We start from the raw sequence: 15767 nt of genomic DNA on the forward strand, positions 1-15767 counted from the left end.
GAAGCTCGGTATCATCAAAATGGCGACAGAGCTTGCCTCAGGCAACAGAAATGTCCCGACCATCCGCAATTGAAGGGGTGGTCGAGATTCTAAATCGTGGTTCGATGTTAACCGTCCAAGGCGGGGAATACGATCATCAGGCCAATCACGAGTGCGAAATAGAGGAAGACGCAGGCCACGCCGATGGCGGTCGCCAAGGTGTAGGTTGCCAGGGAGGGTCCTGATTTTTTTAGCAGAGAAATAGAGGCGCCGTAAGCGAGGTCTCCGCAGGCGCCTCCAATGAGGCCGCCGACCGCTATCAAACCAAGGCGTTATCCGCCTCGAATTATCGGCCGAGATCCCGCAGGAGATCGGACGGTTTGGCCTTCAAAGCCTTCGCTATATTGACCAACGTGTAGACTGTGATGTTTTGCTCGCCGCGTTCGATTGCCCCCAGGTAGGCGCGATGGGTATTGACGCGCCATGCCAGCTCGTCCTGCGGAATGCCTATCGCCTTTCGCCGGACACGGATCGCCTCGCCCAACTCCTTGGCGAGCAATTTCGCGTCTGCTTTTTTTATCCTGACAGCCATCCCGTAGAGGGGGGATCATATTCAAGTGCATGATTTAGGGCGACTGGACATGTCTAGCATTTTGTTGGGTTTAGTGGTTGACAACTCTTCACGCGCTCGGCTTACTCCCGGCACGATCTTCCAACCTGACTCCCTTGATAAATTTCACTCATTGCCCCGTTTTCACATTTTCTTTCGCGTTTTCCGTCTTCGTTAGTTTTGGCACAAGCTCGGTTTCTGCCATTTCTCAGCATGAAGCCGACATGCTAATCGAGACCGAAATGACCGAACGTTCGGAGCGGGAGTTGCGGCGTCGGGAAGCCTTGCTGGAGGTTCCCGCCCTCGGTGAATGGGAGGTCGGGGACGGTTCGGCGAAATTGATCTTCCGGCGGGTGGCGCGACCGGCTTTCATCCCGCCAAGTCCGTCGCTGGATTCGCCTGCGGACCTGCAGGATGCGGTATCGGCGGGGGCTTCTGCAAGCGAGGAGGTTCCGGATTCGCGGGTTAACCGGACGTTAAGTCTGTCTGCGGTGGTGTTTGATCGTTCGATCACGGAAATCATTTGGAGGGACGGGGATGGCCGGACATTCACGGTATTCAGCAACCTCGATTTTAACTATTTGCCCCCGATTGGCTCTTTTTCCGACGAAAACTATATCTGGACGACGCTTTTCCTGGTGCGGAACATCGATTCGACGGAAGAGGCGGCGAGGGCCGAGGAAGCAGCCGGGGCCGGGTTCGTTTACACGCCGAAGGTGGTTTCAGTCGATCTTCCCGTCGACTTTCTGGCGGGGAACGTTCCCGAATATATCCTGTATGTGGATACGGAGGAGGCAGTGCCGGAATCGCTTTACGAGGAAATGGACGCTCTCCACCGCTACTTTTACGTCAACCAAGCCGAGCTTGTTTCCCGCTTCCACCGCGAGGAGAAACTTCGGGAGGCTCGAGAGGCTTGGCACCAGGCCAATCCGCTCCAACCTTCAGAAACTATCCTTAACTTCTGGAAAATCCGTTAACCCCCGTTTTTCTTCCCGATGAACCACCGCGCTCTCTTTTTGCTCCCGTTCCTGTTGGCGGCATGCCTTCTTCCGGCGAGCCCTCCGGTTCCCGGTTTGCTGAATTCCGGTTTGGAGATTACCCACGACCCCGTCGGCGAGACTTTTCTCCTTTCGTGGTGGGGCACCGACTCCACCTTTTATTTCGTCGAGCAATCGTCCGATTTGGTCGGTTGGAATCTCGTTCCCGTTTTCGAGGCGGGCAAGGACGATCCGATCCAATGGGGATTCGCGACAACCGCTGACCGGCTTTTCCTCCGGTTGCGCCATACGGATGACCCCGGGTCGGCGCTCATGAGAAGCGACCTCGACGGTGACGGCCTCAGCGTTTACGAGGAGTATCTGATCGGTTCCGACCCGTTCAATCCCGACACCTCGGGGGATGGGATTTTCGACGGTATCGCCTATAAACTGGGACTTCCGGTCGTCCCGCCAACTCCTCCGGCCCCCGATCCGAGCGACATCACGCCACCAGCCATTTCGTTGACCTCGCCGGCTTCGGCGATCCTTCTTCCCTGAGTCGTTCGGTTTTCGTTTTTTCTTCTAATTCTCTTTCGCTCATGATCCCTCCCCGTCTTTTTCTTTTGGTCGGTGCGCTCGCGACCGTCGCCGCGAGCGCCGTTTGTCATGCGACCGTGCCGGAGTTGCCGTTCAGTCGAACGCTTCCGGAAAATCCGGACACCGCTGAAATCGCCGCTTTCCGCGTGTTTTCCGAGCCGTTGTGGCCGGTGGGAGGCGTTCCCGCCGCCGCTGAAAACGCCGCGTTGGAGTCGGTGCTGCGTGATTTCGCTGCGTTGGAGCCGTTTTCGGAGGGGATCATCGGTTTGCTCGAGGATCTCGAAGGTTATCTCGCGGCCCATCCGAACTCCCCGTGGAATCCGACGTTACGTTTGAATCTCGGTCTGATTTATTACCGCGAAGGATATTTTTCACGGGCTTTGGACGCCTTCGAGACCGCCTGGAGCGCGCTTGAGACGGAGACGCATCCGCGGGCGAAGGGGTTGGCGGACCGCGCCATCGGGGAGTTCCTCCTTCTCAATTCCAAGCTCGGGCGTTTCGAGACCATGGAAGGGTTTTTCGCCCAACTGGAAACGCGGCCGATCGGCGGGGTCGCCACCGAATTGGTCGCCGGAGCCCGGATGGGCTTGCATACGATGCACGTCCGACCCGAAATCGCATTCCGGTGCGGGCCGATGGCGCTCGACCGGATTTACGCGCGGTTCGACCCCCTGAGGCCGAATCGCGAGGTGATCCTCGCGGCGGAATCCACCCAACAGGGGACCTCCCTCTGGCGAAACCAGCAATGGGCGGACGAAGCCGGGATCCCCTTGCGGCCCGCCCAACGTTCGACCGGCGCCGTCATCCCGCTTCCGGCGCTCGTCCACTGGAAAAGCGGTCACTTCGCCGCGATCACGGATTATCGGAACGGTCGCTACCATGTCGAGGACGGCACTTTTCACGACGCCTTGTGGGTCACCCTCGACGCCATCGAAGACGAGGCGAGCGGATATTTCCTGGTTCCGGACGACGGCGGGCCGCTTCCATCCGGATGGAGCCGGCTGGTTCAAGGGACCGCGGAAAACGTCTGGGGGCGCGGCTATGTTTTCGGCTATGAAACGGATGATATCGGGCCGGGCGACCACTCCGTCGGTTGCGGAGGTTCCGGACGCGGGATGGCGGTTTGGAACATCCATTTGCTGGCGGTGAGTCTCAATATCCTGGATACGCCGGTCGCCTACCAGCCGCCGGTCGGTCTGCCGGTCGCTTTCACGGTCCGGTACAACCAGAGGGATCTCAACCAGCCATCCGTGTTCGCTTACCCGAACTTGGGACCAAAATGGACCTTCGACTGGATTTCCGCCATCATCGACAACCCGAGTCAGCCCTATGGCGCGGTCAAACACTACTTGTCCGGCGGCGGTGCGGAACCTTACGAGTATTTTACCTCCACCGGTCCGGAAACCGGCTTCTTCCCCCGCCAGCGGAAATCCCGGAACCTGCTGGAGCGGACCGGGAGCGACTCCTATCGCTTGACCCATCCGGACGGCACGGTTGACCTGTTCGACCATTCCGACGGGGTGACGGCCAGCCAACGACGGATCTTTCTAACCTTGCGGACGGATCCCCAGGGCAACACGCGGGAGTTCGTTTACGACAGCCAATTCCGCCTTCATAAAGTGCGGGATGCGTTGGGTCAGGAAACCGAACTGTTTTACGACCACCCCACCGATTCCTTGAAGATCACCAAGGTCCGTGATCCCTTCGGCCGCGAGGCGTCGATGGAATACGACGCCCAGGGACGGTTGTCGAAGATCACCGACCCGGAAGGGATCGAATCCGTCTTTACCTATGCCGGTACCGGTCCCAACACCGATTTCATCGAGAAGCTGACCACTCCTTATGGCGAGACGCTCTTCGACTACGGGGAAGTCGCTGATGATTTCTGGGGATATGATACCATCCGTTGGCTTGAAGTTGTCGATCCCATGGGACTGAAACGGCGGGTCGAGTACCGGCCTGCGGCACCCGGGATTTCCCCCGATGAGTTCCCTGTTCCCTGGCCCGGCAGTGAGTCCGTTACAAGCTCCCTCGATGGCGTCATCGGTATTCGAGGATACGACACACCCTTGCATACCCGGTATTGGCGGAACACCTTTTATTGGGATCCTCGAGCGATGCGCGAAATGGCGGACCTGTCCGAGCTCGACTACTCCAAAGCCCATATTTATCAATGGCTGCACTCAAGTGACTGGCACCGGTCCGAATCCATTCTGGAATCCGAAAAGCCGCCCTTGGAACACCGGATTTATTACAACTATCAAGGTCAGAGTAATCCGACTGTCGTCGGCCCAACCGCCCTCGTTTCAAAAATAGCAAGGGCGATGGACGACAACGGGCCCTCCCTGGGAATGGGAATCTCGTTTAATGAGGTAACGCTCGAGGAGGTGGTCATTCCAATGACCACGGGCATCTCCCAGATTTCCCAATTCGCCTACAACGACCTCGGCTTCCGGACGCGGGCCATTGATCCGGTCGGCCGGGAGACGGAATTTATTTATGCCCCCAACGACATCGACCTCATCGAAGTCCGGCAAAAGGTCGGTTCGAATTGGGAAACGCTGGTCGTGTTCGACGGCTACGTCGACCATCGGCCCGGAACTCAAACCGGCGGCTCCGGAGAGACCGGCACCTATACCTGGAACAGCCGGGGACAACTCTTGACATTCACCAATCCGCGCAGCGAGACCGTCGTTTACACCTACGACCACCGCCTCGACTTTGATCCGCTCCAGGACACGCCGAGCGGCTACGGATATCTTTACCGGATCGACGGTCCCGTTTCGGGAGCCCATCTCATTTTTACCTACGACGCCGCCGGTCGTGTCCGCTCCGTCACCGACTCCGAAGGCCACGTCCGGACCTTCGATTATGACGATCTCGACCGCTTGACTCGTATCACTTATCCCGACGCCACCTTTGAGGAGCGGACCTATCATCGCCTCGACTTGGCGTCCTACACGGATCGCGAGGGGCGCACCACCACCTTCCTCCACAATGGGAACCGCCAACTCATGGTGGAGACCGATCCGGAAGGGCGCATCACCCAATACGACTATTGCTCCTGCGGAGCCGTCAACCGCCTGATCGATCCCAACGGCAACACCACCCGCTGGCGATATGATCTCCAGGGGCGGGTGACCCGGAAGATTTATCCCGATGGTTCGGAGGTCCAATACATCTACGACCCCCACAACGGCCGGCTGACCGCGATCACCGACGCCTTGGGGCAAACCACCGAATACGTCTACCATCTCGACGACACCCTCGACACAATCACTTACACCGGGGCGATTCACCCGACTCCATCCGTAAGTTACGGATGGGATCCGCACTTCCTGAGGCTATCGACGCTGACGGATGGCGCCGGGGTCACCACATGGACCTACCATCCTTTCGATGGCCAGACTCCCGGCGCAGGCCGTTTGGCCACCGTCTCCGGGCCGTTGCCGGATTCCGTGATCGAGTATTCGTATGACCAACTCGGCCGCCGCACCGGTCGAACCATCAATGGCGCCGCGAACGTCGCGGCACGCGATTTCGATTCGCTCGGACGCCTCGCCTGGGAAGAGAACAACCTCGGTCTCTTCACCTATCACCCGCTCAACCAAACGAATCAAATCAGCTCCATCGATCTTCCCGGGGGGCAGAGCACCCACTTCAGCTACCGCCCGAACCATGAAGACCGGCGTTTGGAGCGAATGGAGCACCGCCGGGCCGATCAAAGTGTCCACGCCGCCCACCTGTTTCAGTACACCGCGGACGGGATCATCAATCAATGGACCCGGGAACGCTCCGGGATGGTTGATCAGACCTGGCATTTCGGGTATGATTCGGCGAATCAACTGACTGGCGCCGTGCGAAAAGACCCTTCAGAAACCGTGATGGAAGAGCGAACCTGGCACTATGACCGGGCCGGCAACCGCATCGCGGAGGAGAAGGACGGCAACGGGTTGATTCCGGTTCGCTATAACGGGTTGAACCAACTCACCGAACATGGGACCGGTCCGGTCCGTTTCGCCGGAACGATCGACGAACCCGGGCAGGTCTGGGTAGCCGGACACGAGGCGAAGATGCGCCACCAAACCGAGTTCGAAGCCTGGCTGGAGCTTCCCCCAGGAATCCACGAAGTCGAAATCACCGCCGAAGATTATTCCGAAAACAGCATCACCCGTTTTTACGAAGTGAGCATCGGCTATGCAGGCCAGACCTTCCTGACCCACGATTTGAGCGGAAACCTGGTAACCCGCGAAACCGCGACGGAGACCACTCATTACGAATGGGACGCGGAGAACCGCCTCATCGCCGTCGAACGGGTCGGCCAGACCCGCTCGGAGTTCACCTACGATGGGCTCTGGCGACGGGTCCGCATCGTCGAAAAGGAGTGGGACGAACTTACGGAAACCTGGCAGCCGACCGCCGACCGCCGTTTCCTCTGGGACGGTCTCGCGATCGCCGAAGAACGTTCGGGCACCAACGGCGGGACGGTCGACAAGCGATTCTATTCCCAAGGCGTGGAAATCGTGACCGGGTCGTCCGCCGGAACCTACACCTACCGTACCGACCATCTCGGCAGCATCCGTGAAGTTGTCGACGACCAAGGCGCCCTGGTCGCCCGCTACGAGTATTCCCTTTGGGGCGAGATCGAGACCGTTTCCGGGAGTTTCGATCTCGATTTCGGTTTCACCGGCCATTTCATCCACCACCCGACCGGCCTCCACCTCGCCCCCTTCCGCGCCTACGACGCGACCACCGGCCGCTGGATCAGCCGGGATCCGTTAGGGTATGCCGAGTTTTTACCCGAGGGCCCGAACCTATACGGGTATGTGGGAAACAATCCTATCCTATATTGGGATCCCTTTGGCCTGGCCACTTGGTGGAATCCCTTTACTTGGGGAGCGGATGAGTGGGGAGCGGCAGGACAGGGCGCTTACCAAGGAAATGCCGCATTCTGGGATGGGGTGAACCCGTTTGGGAATTGGTTTAGTGGTCAGTATAACGAGTGTGATACAGCAGTTCAATGGAGCCGGATAATCGGGGGTACAACACGTGATGTGTCGGTTTTTCTAGCGACCGCAGGCAGTTGGCAGGCTCTTGGCCTAAGTGTGAGGGGAAGTTTGGGATTATCATCATTGGGATTAACCCCCTTAGGCGCAGTGGCCACATCCGGTCTGAGCACGGTGGGATCCGTTACAAGCGGGCTTACCACAATATCGGCGACCATGTATTTAAGGTATGAGACGGCAAGGCAAGTTTTTGATCAGTATTAATCACAAGATATAATGGTTTATTTCGTGGAAACTTATATTTATGGAGCGTTTAGGGAAAGTTTTGTTTCGGTTGCAGTTCGTTTTGTTTTTCTCTATATTGATAGTTTTTATATTTTTCAGAGATATGCTTGCGCAGCATAATTTAGACAAGACTTTCTTTATTTTGATTTATATTTCGGGAATACCATGTCTAGGGTCGGCCCTTGTATGGGTGGTTAGTAGGAGCAATAAAAATAATAACAGCAAAAACCATCTATAATGCTGAGACTTTCGATTCATGATTAACGAACTCGGGCAGGTCTGGGTAGCCGGACACGAGGCGAAAATGCGCCATCAAACGGAGTTCGAAGCCTGGGTGGAACTTTCCCCTGGAATCCACGAAGTCGAAATCACCGCCGAAGATTACTCCGAAAACAGCATCACCCATTTTTACGAAGTGAGCATCGGCTATGCCGGCCAGACCTTCCTGACCCACGATTTGAACGGAAACCTGGTAACCCGCGCAACCGCGACGGAGACCACTCATTACGAATGGGACGCGGAGAACCGCCTCATCGCCGTCGAGCGGGTCGGTCAGACCCGCTCGGAGTTCACCTACGACGGGCTCTGGCGACGGGTCCGCATCGTCGAAAAGGAGTGGGACGAACTTACGGAAACCTGGCAGCCGACCGCCGACCGCCGTTTCCTCTGGGACGGTCTCGCGATCGCCGAAGAACGTTCGGGCACGAACGGCGGGACGGTCGACAAACAATTTTATTCCCAAGGCGTGGAAATTGTGACCGGGTCGTCCGCCGGAACCTACACCTACCGTACCGATCATCTCGGCAGCATCCGTGAAGTCGTCGACGACCAAGGCGCCCTGGTCGCCCGCTACGAGTATTCCCTTTGGGGCGATATTGAGACCGTTTCCGGGAGTTTCGATCTCGATTTCGGATTCACCGGCCATTTCATCCACCACCCGGCCGGCCTCCACCTCGCCCCCTTCCGCGCCTACGACGCGACCACCGGCCGCTGGATCAGCCGGGATCCGGTGGAGGAATTCGGACCGGACGGATTCCATCGATATGCATACGGCCGCAACTCCCCGTTAACTTATGTTGATCCGACCGGCTTGTGGAACTTGTGGAACCCTTTCACTTGGGGGTTGCCGGGAAATCCGGGTGAGAATCCTTGGAATCCGTTCGATAGTTCCGCCGAGTGGGGTGCGACTGCCGAAGGTGCGGGCAAAGGAGCTGCTGCTTACGTTGACGGCTTTATACCTGGAGCAAATCCCTTTATGAGGGCTGGACACTAGCGTCCAGCTAAGGGGCCACCTCGGATTTGTAAGTAACGGATTTTCATGATCTAAAGAGGTGAGTTTGTTGTGACGCATTTGAAGCTTGGTCTGGTGTTCGGGGCGGGCTTATTGAGACTGGCCTCATGAACGAAGGCCGTCTCATTTTCACCCAAGTAATGGATACGCTGCACCGCGAGCAGTTTGAGCGTTGCGTTGCTCTCTACCCGATGCCTCGCCAGAGTCGGGGAATGAGCGCACGTGACCAATTCCTGGCAATGGCATTTGCGCAGATCACATTTCGCGAAGGATTGCGTGATATCGAAGCTTGTTTACGTAACAGTCAACATCTCTACGCCATGGGAATTCGGGGCAACATCACCCGAACCAACATTGCTTACGCGAACGAGTTTCGGGATTGGCGAATTTATGAAGCGCTCGGCCAAATTCTCATTCGTAAGGCGCGCCGCCTTTACGTCAACGAGCCGAACGGCTTGGAGATGGATGAGATGGTTTACGCGGTTGACGCCTCGACTATCGACCTGTGCCTTTCTATTTTCCCGTGGGCGAAGTTCAGAAGAACGAAGGCGGCGATCAAGCTGCATACCCAGATCGATCTTGCCGGCTCGATCCCTGTGTTCATCAGCATTACCGATGGATCAATTCATGACGTCAACTTTCTCGATCGCATGGCATTTGAGGAGGGAAGCATCTATGTTTTTGATCGTGCCTACCTGGATTTCGCCCGCCTTTTCCGTATCCATCTGGCTGGTGCATTCTTCGTTATTCGCAGTAAATCCAATACCCGATTCACCGTGTGTGAATCTCGGCAGGTTGATAAATCCACTGGTCTCAGATGCGATCAAGTGATCGTCTTGCGGACGAAAAAGGGAAAACGGGATTACCCTGACCGCCTTCGCCGTATTTCTTATTTCGATACCGAAACAAACAAGCGCCTGACATTCCTTACAAACAATTTAACGTTGCCTGCGTTAACCATCGCCGCGATTTACAAGAGCCGCTGGCGGATCGAACTCTTCTTCAAATGGATCAAGCAGAATCTTCGAATAAAAGCATTCTACGGAACCAGTGACAACGCGGTGCGCACCCAGATATGGATCGCCACGTGCGTCTACCTCATGGTGGCCTGTCTCAATAAGGTCCATGGACTCGATGAAAGTCTCAGCCGAATTCTACAAATCTTGAGCGTCAACGTATTTCAGAAGACCCCTATGAATCAGCTATTTGCAAACTATAATAACGGAAAACCCGCGAATGATATTTCGAACCAACTGGTATTCAAGGACTTTTAACTGGACGCTAGTGAGGGCTGGAATATATGACCCCTGCCTAGACAAGGGGACGGGAGCATCGCAGTTCCTTGGGCAAGTTGGTTTTGCTGCTGCCACCACTGCGGGGGGCGGCGCTATTGGTAATCTTTATAGGACGCCCAAATACCTTTATCACTTTACGTCATCCTCTGGTGGTCTTGGAATTAATACAACGGGCGGAATCGCGGCTAGCACTCGTGGGCTCTACGGCACCGGGACGTATTTGACGCGTTTTACTTCTCCAACACTTGCCAGTTTACAAGGTGCTGCTTCCACACAAGCGGTAGTACGAGTATCGACAACTGGCTTAAATATTAGCCGAACGCCTTTTCCTGGAATATTTATTGTTCGAAACGCTTCAACTTTAATTCGATAAATGAATACGGTTAAGAAAGCACGTTGGTTCGGGGGGATCGTGGGGGGATTATTTTTTGGAATATGCCTGTTCGGACTGGTGGCTTGGGAGCACCTAAATATCATTTTACGGATGATTTTATTACTTCCAATTGGCTACATCTGCTTTTTGATCGGCTGTCTCTTTGGTGAACATTGGCTAAGGTGGCAAAAGAATGACCCAGAGCAGAAATAGGAGCAGTTTCAGAACAGCCCTCCCGTTTCTCTCACTATCATCGGCGCGAACCTGTGGAATCCGTCAGTCGGTCCGCATCGTCGAAAAGGAATGGGACGAACTTGCGGAAACCCGGCAGACGACCGCCGACCGCCGTTTCCTTTGGGACGGTCTCGCGATCGCCGAAGAACGTTCGGGCACCAACGGCGGGACGGTCGTCAAACGATTTTATTCCCAAGGCGTGGAAATTGTGACCGGGTCGTCCGCCGGAACCTACACCTACCGCACCGACCACCTCGGCAGCATCCGGGAAGTCATCGACGACCAAGGCGATTTGGTGGCCCGTTTCAACTACTCTCCTTGGGGCGAAATCGAAACGGTTTCCGGGAGCTTCGATCTCGACTTCGCTTTCACCGGCCATTTCCTCCACCACCCAACCGGCCTCCACCTCGCCCCCTTCCGCGCCTACGACGCGACCACCGGCCGCTGGATCAGCCGGGATCCGGTAGGGAATGCCGAGTTTTTACCTGAGGGCCCGAACCTATACGGGTATGTCGGAAACAATCCTATCCTATATTGGGATCCCTTTGGTCTGGCCACTTGGTGGAACCCCTTTACTTGGGGAGCGGATGAGTGGGGAGCTGCCGGACAAGGCGCTTTAGGAGGAGCCGCCGCTTATGCAGATGGCATCAGCACGGCCGCAGCCATGAACGGGTTGTTTGGCGTTTTTGATCCTAACCTCTTCTCTGGTTTTTATGATCCGTGCGACTGGTCGACAAAATTTAGTCACGGCTTGGGGCAAGCTGCATTTGCATCAGCCACAGCAGCCTTTATTTTGCCTCAAGGAGCAGCACGAGGTGGTATGCAAGCGGTCACACATTGGGGGCCCCAAGGAATGTCAAGTTTGCGGTCAGGCGACTGGGTAATGACCGGCGGCAGCAGTTTTAGAAATTGGTGGACGTCGGGATCAGCACAGCAAGGATATCGCTTCCAGAACTCAATCACTCAAACTGCTGCCACGTCATCCCTGAAGCCCATTCCGGGATCTTGGGGGGTGGGTAAAAACTTTTATTGGGCAGAGGGTTTATCATCCATGATTGGATTGCTCTATCTTTTGGGTTTTGCGTTTTGTTTTTTGGGGATTCTCATTGATTCGATTTCACTTCGATTAACCATAAAAAAGAACCTGTCTGGTGTCGGGCCTTCAGGTCTTCCCGTTTTTGGGTTAGTGTTGTATGTAATTGGTGTATATATTATACCCGGAGATTATATATTTTCTGTTCATAAAGGTTATGTGTTTTTTGTTCTTTTTTTGTTTCATATGATCTCTCAATTAATAGCTCCGTGGATACATAGAAAGTGGTTGATGTAGATGAATTGCGTGATTTTTGGTTTAGCAGGACGGTTGGCTTCTGAAGAAAGGGTGGCCGATGGAATTTTACGCCTCGCTTGATTATGGAATAGGGGGTGACTGCAGCCTTCGCCAATTCAAAGTGATTCGGAATGTGATCGATTTCAAGGTTCCTCGCTTTGGCTTGAAGCTCCAATGAATTTCTTCCACACTTTTCAGTTGACGGACCAACCATTTCATATGGACGCGGAGCAATTGTCTTGTTTGGAGTGACTTTTGGTTTTTCACATTAGAAACATGATTTATCTTAAGTTGATTTTGATATTATTGTCCTTCATTCAAGGGGTATTGGTAGGGGTATCAAATGATTATATTCCATATTTGGTTCACGTATTTGTCTTCATTGTTATTTTCTTCATTGTAAGTTCTTGGGTGGCATATGTTGAGGAAATCCACGGAAGGATCGAACACCCATTTAGCGCAACTCCTTTTTGTTTATTGAAATCTCCTCGTCCCACAATCCAACTGGGCGCCCTAATGTGTCTCGCTCTCGGCCTTGGCGGTGTTACTCGTGGATTTTGGGAGCCGGAAGAAATACGAGTAAGCTTATTAATGCTGGCATTTGGAGGTGGTGCCTTATCTGGGCTGCGACAAACAGCAAAATAAGAATGCCTCGGGATTGCCTCAATTGGTTGTCGATAGGAACGCTCCGGGATGGTTGATCAGACCTGGCATTTCGGGTATGATTCGGCGAATCAACTGACTGGCGCCGTGCGAAAAGACCCTTCGGAAACCGTGATGGAAAAGCGAACCTGGCAATACGACCGGGCGGGTAACCGCACCGCGGAGGAGAAGGACGGCAACGGGTTGATCCCTGTTCGCTATAACGGATTGAACCAACTCACCGAACATGGGACCGGTCCGGTCCGTTTCGCCGGGACGATCGACGAACCCGGGCAGGTCTGGATAGCCGGACACGAGGCGAAAATGCGCCACCAAACCGAGTTCGAAGCCTGGCTGGAGCTTCCCCCAGGAATCCACGAAGTCGAAATCACCGCCGAAGATTATTCCGAAAACAGCATCACCCGTTTTTACGAAGTGAGCATCGGCTATGCCGGCCAGACCTTCCTGACCCACGATTTGAACGGAAACCTGGTAACCCGCGAAACCGCGACGGAGACCACCCATTACGAATGGGACGCGGAGAACCGCCTCATCGCCGTCGAACGGGTCAGACAGACCCGCTCGGAGTTCACCTACGACGGGCTCTGGCGACGGGTCCGCATCGTCGAAAAGGAGTGGGACGAACTTGCGGAAACCTGGCAGACGACCGCCGACCGCCGTTTCCTCTGGGACGGTCTCGCGATCGCCGAAGAACGTTCGGGCACGAACGGCGGGACGGTCGCCAAATGATTCTATTCCCAAGGCGTGGAAATAGTCGCCGGTCCGTCCGCCGGAACCTACACCTACCGCACCGACCACCTCGGCAGCATCCGTGAAGTCGTCGACGACCAAGGCGCCCTGGTCGCCCGCTACGAGTACTCCCTTTGGGGCGATATTGAGACCGTTTCCGGGAGTTTCGATCTCGATTTCGGTTTCACCGGCCATTTCATCCATCACCCGACCGGCCTCCACCTCGCCCCCTTCCGCGCCTACGACGCGACCACCGGCCGCTGGATCAGCCGGGATCCGTTAGGGTATGCCGAGTTTTTACCCGAGGGCCCGAACCTCTACGGGTATGTGGGAAACAATCCTATCCTATATTGGGATCCCTTTGGTCTGGCCACTTGGTGGAACCCCTTTACTTGGGGAGCGGATGAGTGGGGCGCGGCCGGACAAGGCGCTCAATCGGGTTACTATGCTTGGGCCGATGGTTTGAATCCTTTTATGAATCCATATGCTGATATGGGTGCCTATGATCCATGTGACCTTCGGTTGTCTCGAATGCTAGGATCCTTAAGTCGTTCGGCGGCACTGACCGCCGTCGGTGGAGCTGCAATCAGTCGAATTGGTGCATCCAGCCCTGGAACTCAGTCATTTAGTTCCCTGCCTCGATTCGAGCAATCGATGGCGGCTAATATGTGGTCAACTCAATTTATGATTTCCGGAGGAAGTAACATAGATAAGGCAGGAGCTGTTGCACTCAATATTATTCAGGTTTCGAGTGCCGGTGAAACCATGTATAGAGGGTATGATTTTCTAATAGAATAATGGACACCGTCGGTGGAACTGCTTTGTGTTTTGTTGTGACATGGGCTTATGTTTTCGTTAAGTCGATGACTCATCCAATGTACCGAACCTTCCGGTCGCAAGTTATTATATTGGTAAGAATTGCTCCAGTGTTTGTTGTGTTGTTAGTTGTGTGTATTATGTTGGGGTTTGGATTCGAGAAGACAATAGCCTTGTACTTGTTACTGCTTTTTTTTCATGGATACCGCCTTTTTCCTTCGTGATTCCGGTTTTTGACATCCTCTATTTTCTTGTTTTTTATAAAGGAGATGTGCGGAGAAATGAAGGTCAAGGAGAGTAGTTTTTGATGGATTATATGGTGATCTGGTTTCGCCAAATAGCATTGGGTTTTAGCATTCACAACGGTTTCGGATGCGATATAAATATATTTTCACAGTCATCCCATAAGACTCCCCGATAAATGTATTCGTAATCTACTGACATTTTCGTTTTGGTTGCGGGTGCGGGATAAAAGCGGTTGGAGCTGGCCACGGTTTCTCCGATCGGATAATCCGTTCGGTTGTATGAAAAGAAAACCGAAGAAAAGGACAACTCCAACCAAAGGTAAAGCTAGCGTGCTCGCCCAACTGTGCAACTTCATTCCGGGGCATTTGGTTCCGACGCTCGCCCGAGAGTGTGGAACGCCGGGAAGGCCCGTACCTTCACCGTTTGGAGCCAGGTGGTGGCAATGCTTTACGCGCAACTGGTCCACGCCATAAGTCTCAATGACGTCTGCGACGGCCTGCGCCATCATGCGCGTAGTCTCGGCCGCATCCGTGGAGCGGTGGCGCCGAGTCGCAACGCCTTTTCCCATGCCAACCGCGAACGTGACGCCGCATTTGCCGAGAAACTCTTCTGGCAAGTCATGACGCACCTGCAAACCATCCAGCCGCGTTTTGGCGCGGGCCAATCCCGGGGGCTGGCCCGCCGCTTCCGGCGCACCATCCACGTGGTCGATTCCTCGACGATCCAACTCGTCGCCAATTGCGTGGATTGGGCTCGCCACCGCCGCCGCAAAGCCGCCGCCAAACTCCACCTGCGGCTCGATCCTCAAAACCTGTTGCCCCGCTTCGCGATTGTCGACACGGCCAAGCACAACGACGCCAAGCGCGCCCACGAGGTCTGCGCCGGCGTCCGGGAGGGAGAAATCGTTATAAGGGGGCGAAGGGGTCAGTCCACGCAAATTCACAAAAGTGCTTTGACCCCAAACCGTTGGCTGGCAAAACGCCTGAGTAGAGGGACGGCGAAGTCGGCGAGCACTCACGGGAAAACAGTTGTAGCTCTGATGAAACATTGGAGAAAACAATCAAATGTTAGAAGCTTGGACTGACCCCCTTCTCGCCCCCCGGCAGGCTGAACCCAAGCACTGAGGCGGGACGCCTCACCCACTTTCTGACTCCTTGCTGAACCAAATCGACGGGCGGGAGACCCCCGGATTCGTTGACATCCTCGGTCACGCCCATCCCGAAACGATGATCACGGTCGATTTGCAGGACGCACCCCGGCAGGAAAACGGTTATTCCCACAAGGCGGTCTCGCGGCGCATGATTTAAATTTCCTCGCATTGGGGACGATCGTAAGG

Annotated in this window: 13 protein-coding genes; 12 read left to right on the forward strand and 1 reads right to left on the reverse strand. The window is 55.1% G+C overall.

Annotated features, from left to right (window positions below):
• Positions 1-325 precede the first annotated feature (325 nt).
• On the reverse strand, positions 326-571 hold the full coding sequence (locus tag ACWUI2_RS10765; RefSeq protein WP_486982858.1) for a helix-turn-helix domain-containing protein: 246 nt from the start codon (positions 569-571) through the stop codon (positions 326-328).
• A 242-nt stretch (positions 572-813) separates the two neighbouring features.
• Between ACWUI2_RS10765 and ACWUI2_RS10770 the strand changes: the two genes are divergently transcribed.
• The 12 genes from ACWUI2_RS10770 (at position 814) to ACWUI2_RS10825 (ending at position 15738) form a co-directional block, all read left to right on the forward strand.
• On the forward strand, positions 814-1566 hold the full coding sequence (locus ACWUI2_RS10770) for a hypothetical protein (RefSeq protein WP_486982859.1): 753 nt from the start codon (positions 814-816) through the stop codon (positions 1564-1566).
• Positions 1567-1584: 18 nt separating this feature from the next.
• Positions 1585-2124, forward strand: a complete 540-nt coding sequence (locus ACWUI2_RS10775; protein WP_486982860.1) for a thrombospondin type 3 repeat-containing protein — start codon at positions 1585-1587, stop codon at positions 2122-2124.
• A 41-nt stretch (positions 2125-2165) separates the two neighbouring features.
• A complete protein-coding gene (locus ACWUI2_RS10780) occupies positions 2166-7433 on the forward strand; it encodes an RHS repeat-associated core domain-containing protein (protein ID WP_486982861.1) in 5268 nt (1755 codons plus the stop codon).
• A gap of 277 nt (positions 7434-7710) precedes the next feature.
• Positions 7711-8727, forward strand: a complete 1017-nt coding sequence (locus ACWUI2_RS10785; RefSeq protein WP_486982862.1) for an RHS repeat domain-containing protein — start codon at positions 7711-7713, stop codon at positions 8725-8727.
• A gap of 125 nt (positions 8728-8852) precedes the next feature.
• Positions 8853-10019, forward strand: a complete 1167-nt coding sequence (locus ACWUI2_RS10790) for an IS4 family transposase (protein WP_486981265.1) — start codon at positions 8853-8855, stop codon at positions 10017-10019.
• A 394-nt stretch (positions 10020-10413) separates the two neighbouring features.
• Positions 10414-10626: a hypothetical protein gene (locus tag ACWUI2_RS10795; RefSeq protein ID WP_486982863.1), complete on the forward strand. Its 213-nt coding sequence runs from the start codon at positions 10414-10416 to the stop codon at positions 10624-10626.
• A complete protein-coding gene (locus tag ACWUI2_RS10800) occupies positions 10607-11977 on the forward strand; it encodes an RHS repeat domain-containing protein (protein ID WP_486982864.1) in 1371 nt (456 codons plus the stop codon). Before ACWUI2_RS10795 ends, ACWUI2_RS10800 begins: the two co-directional genes overlap by 20 nt.
• A gap of 276 nt (positions 11978-12253) precedes the next feature.
• Positions 12254-12622: a hypothetical protein gene (locus ACWUI2_RS10805; protein ID WP_486982865.1), complete on the forward strand. Its 369-nt coding sequence runs from the start codon at positions 12254-12256 to the stop codon at positions 12620-12622.
• A gap of 48 nt (positions 12623-12670) precedes the next feature.
• Positions 12671-13369, forward strand: coding sequence for a hypothetical protein (locus ACWUI2_RS10810; RefSeq protein WP_486982866.1), 699 nt, complete (start codon positions 12671-12673; stop codon positions 13367-13369).
• Positions 13370-13384: 15 nt separating this feature from the next.
• On the forward strand, positions 13385-14167 hold the full coding sequence (locus tag ACWUI2_RS10815; RefSeq protein WP_486982867.1) for an RHS repeat domain-containing protein: 783 nt from the start codon (positions 13385-13387) through the stop codon (positions 14165-14167).
• Positions 14168-14774: 607 nt separating this feature from the next.
• Positions 14775-15515: a DUF4372 domain-containing protein gene (locus ACWUI2_RS10820; protein WP_486982868.1), complete on the forward strand. Its 741-nt coding sequence runs from the start codon at positions 14775-14777 to the stop codon at positions 15513-15515.
• A gap of 70 nt (positions 15516-15585) precedes the next feature.
• Positions 15586-15738, forward strand: coding sequence for a hypothetical protein (locus ACWUI2_RS10825; RefSeq protein ID WP_486982869.1), 153 nt, complete (start codon positions 15586-15588; stop codon positions 15736-15738).
• The last annotated feature ends 29 nt before the right edge of the window (positions 15739-15767 follow it).

The organism is Verruconatronum alginivorum, assembly GCF_056590205.1.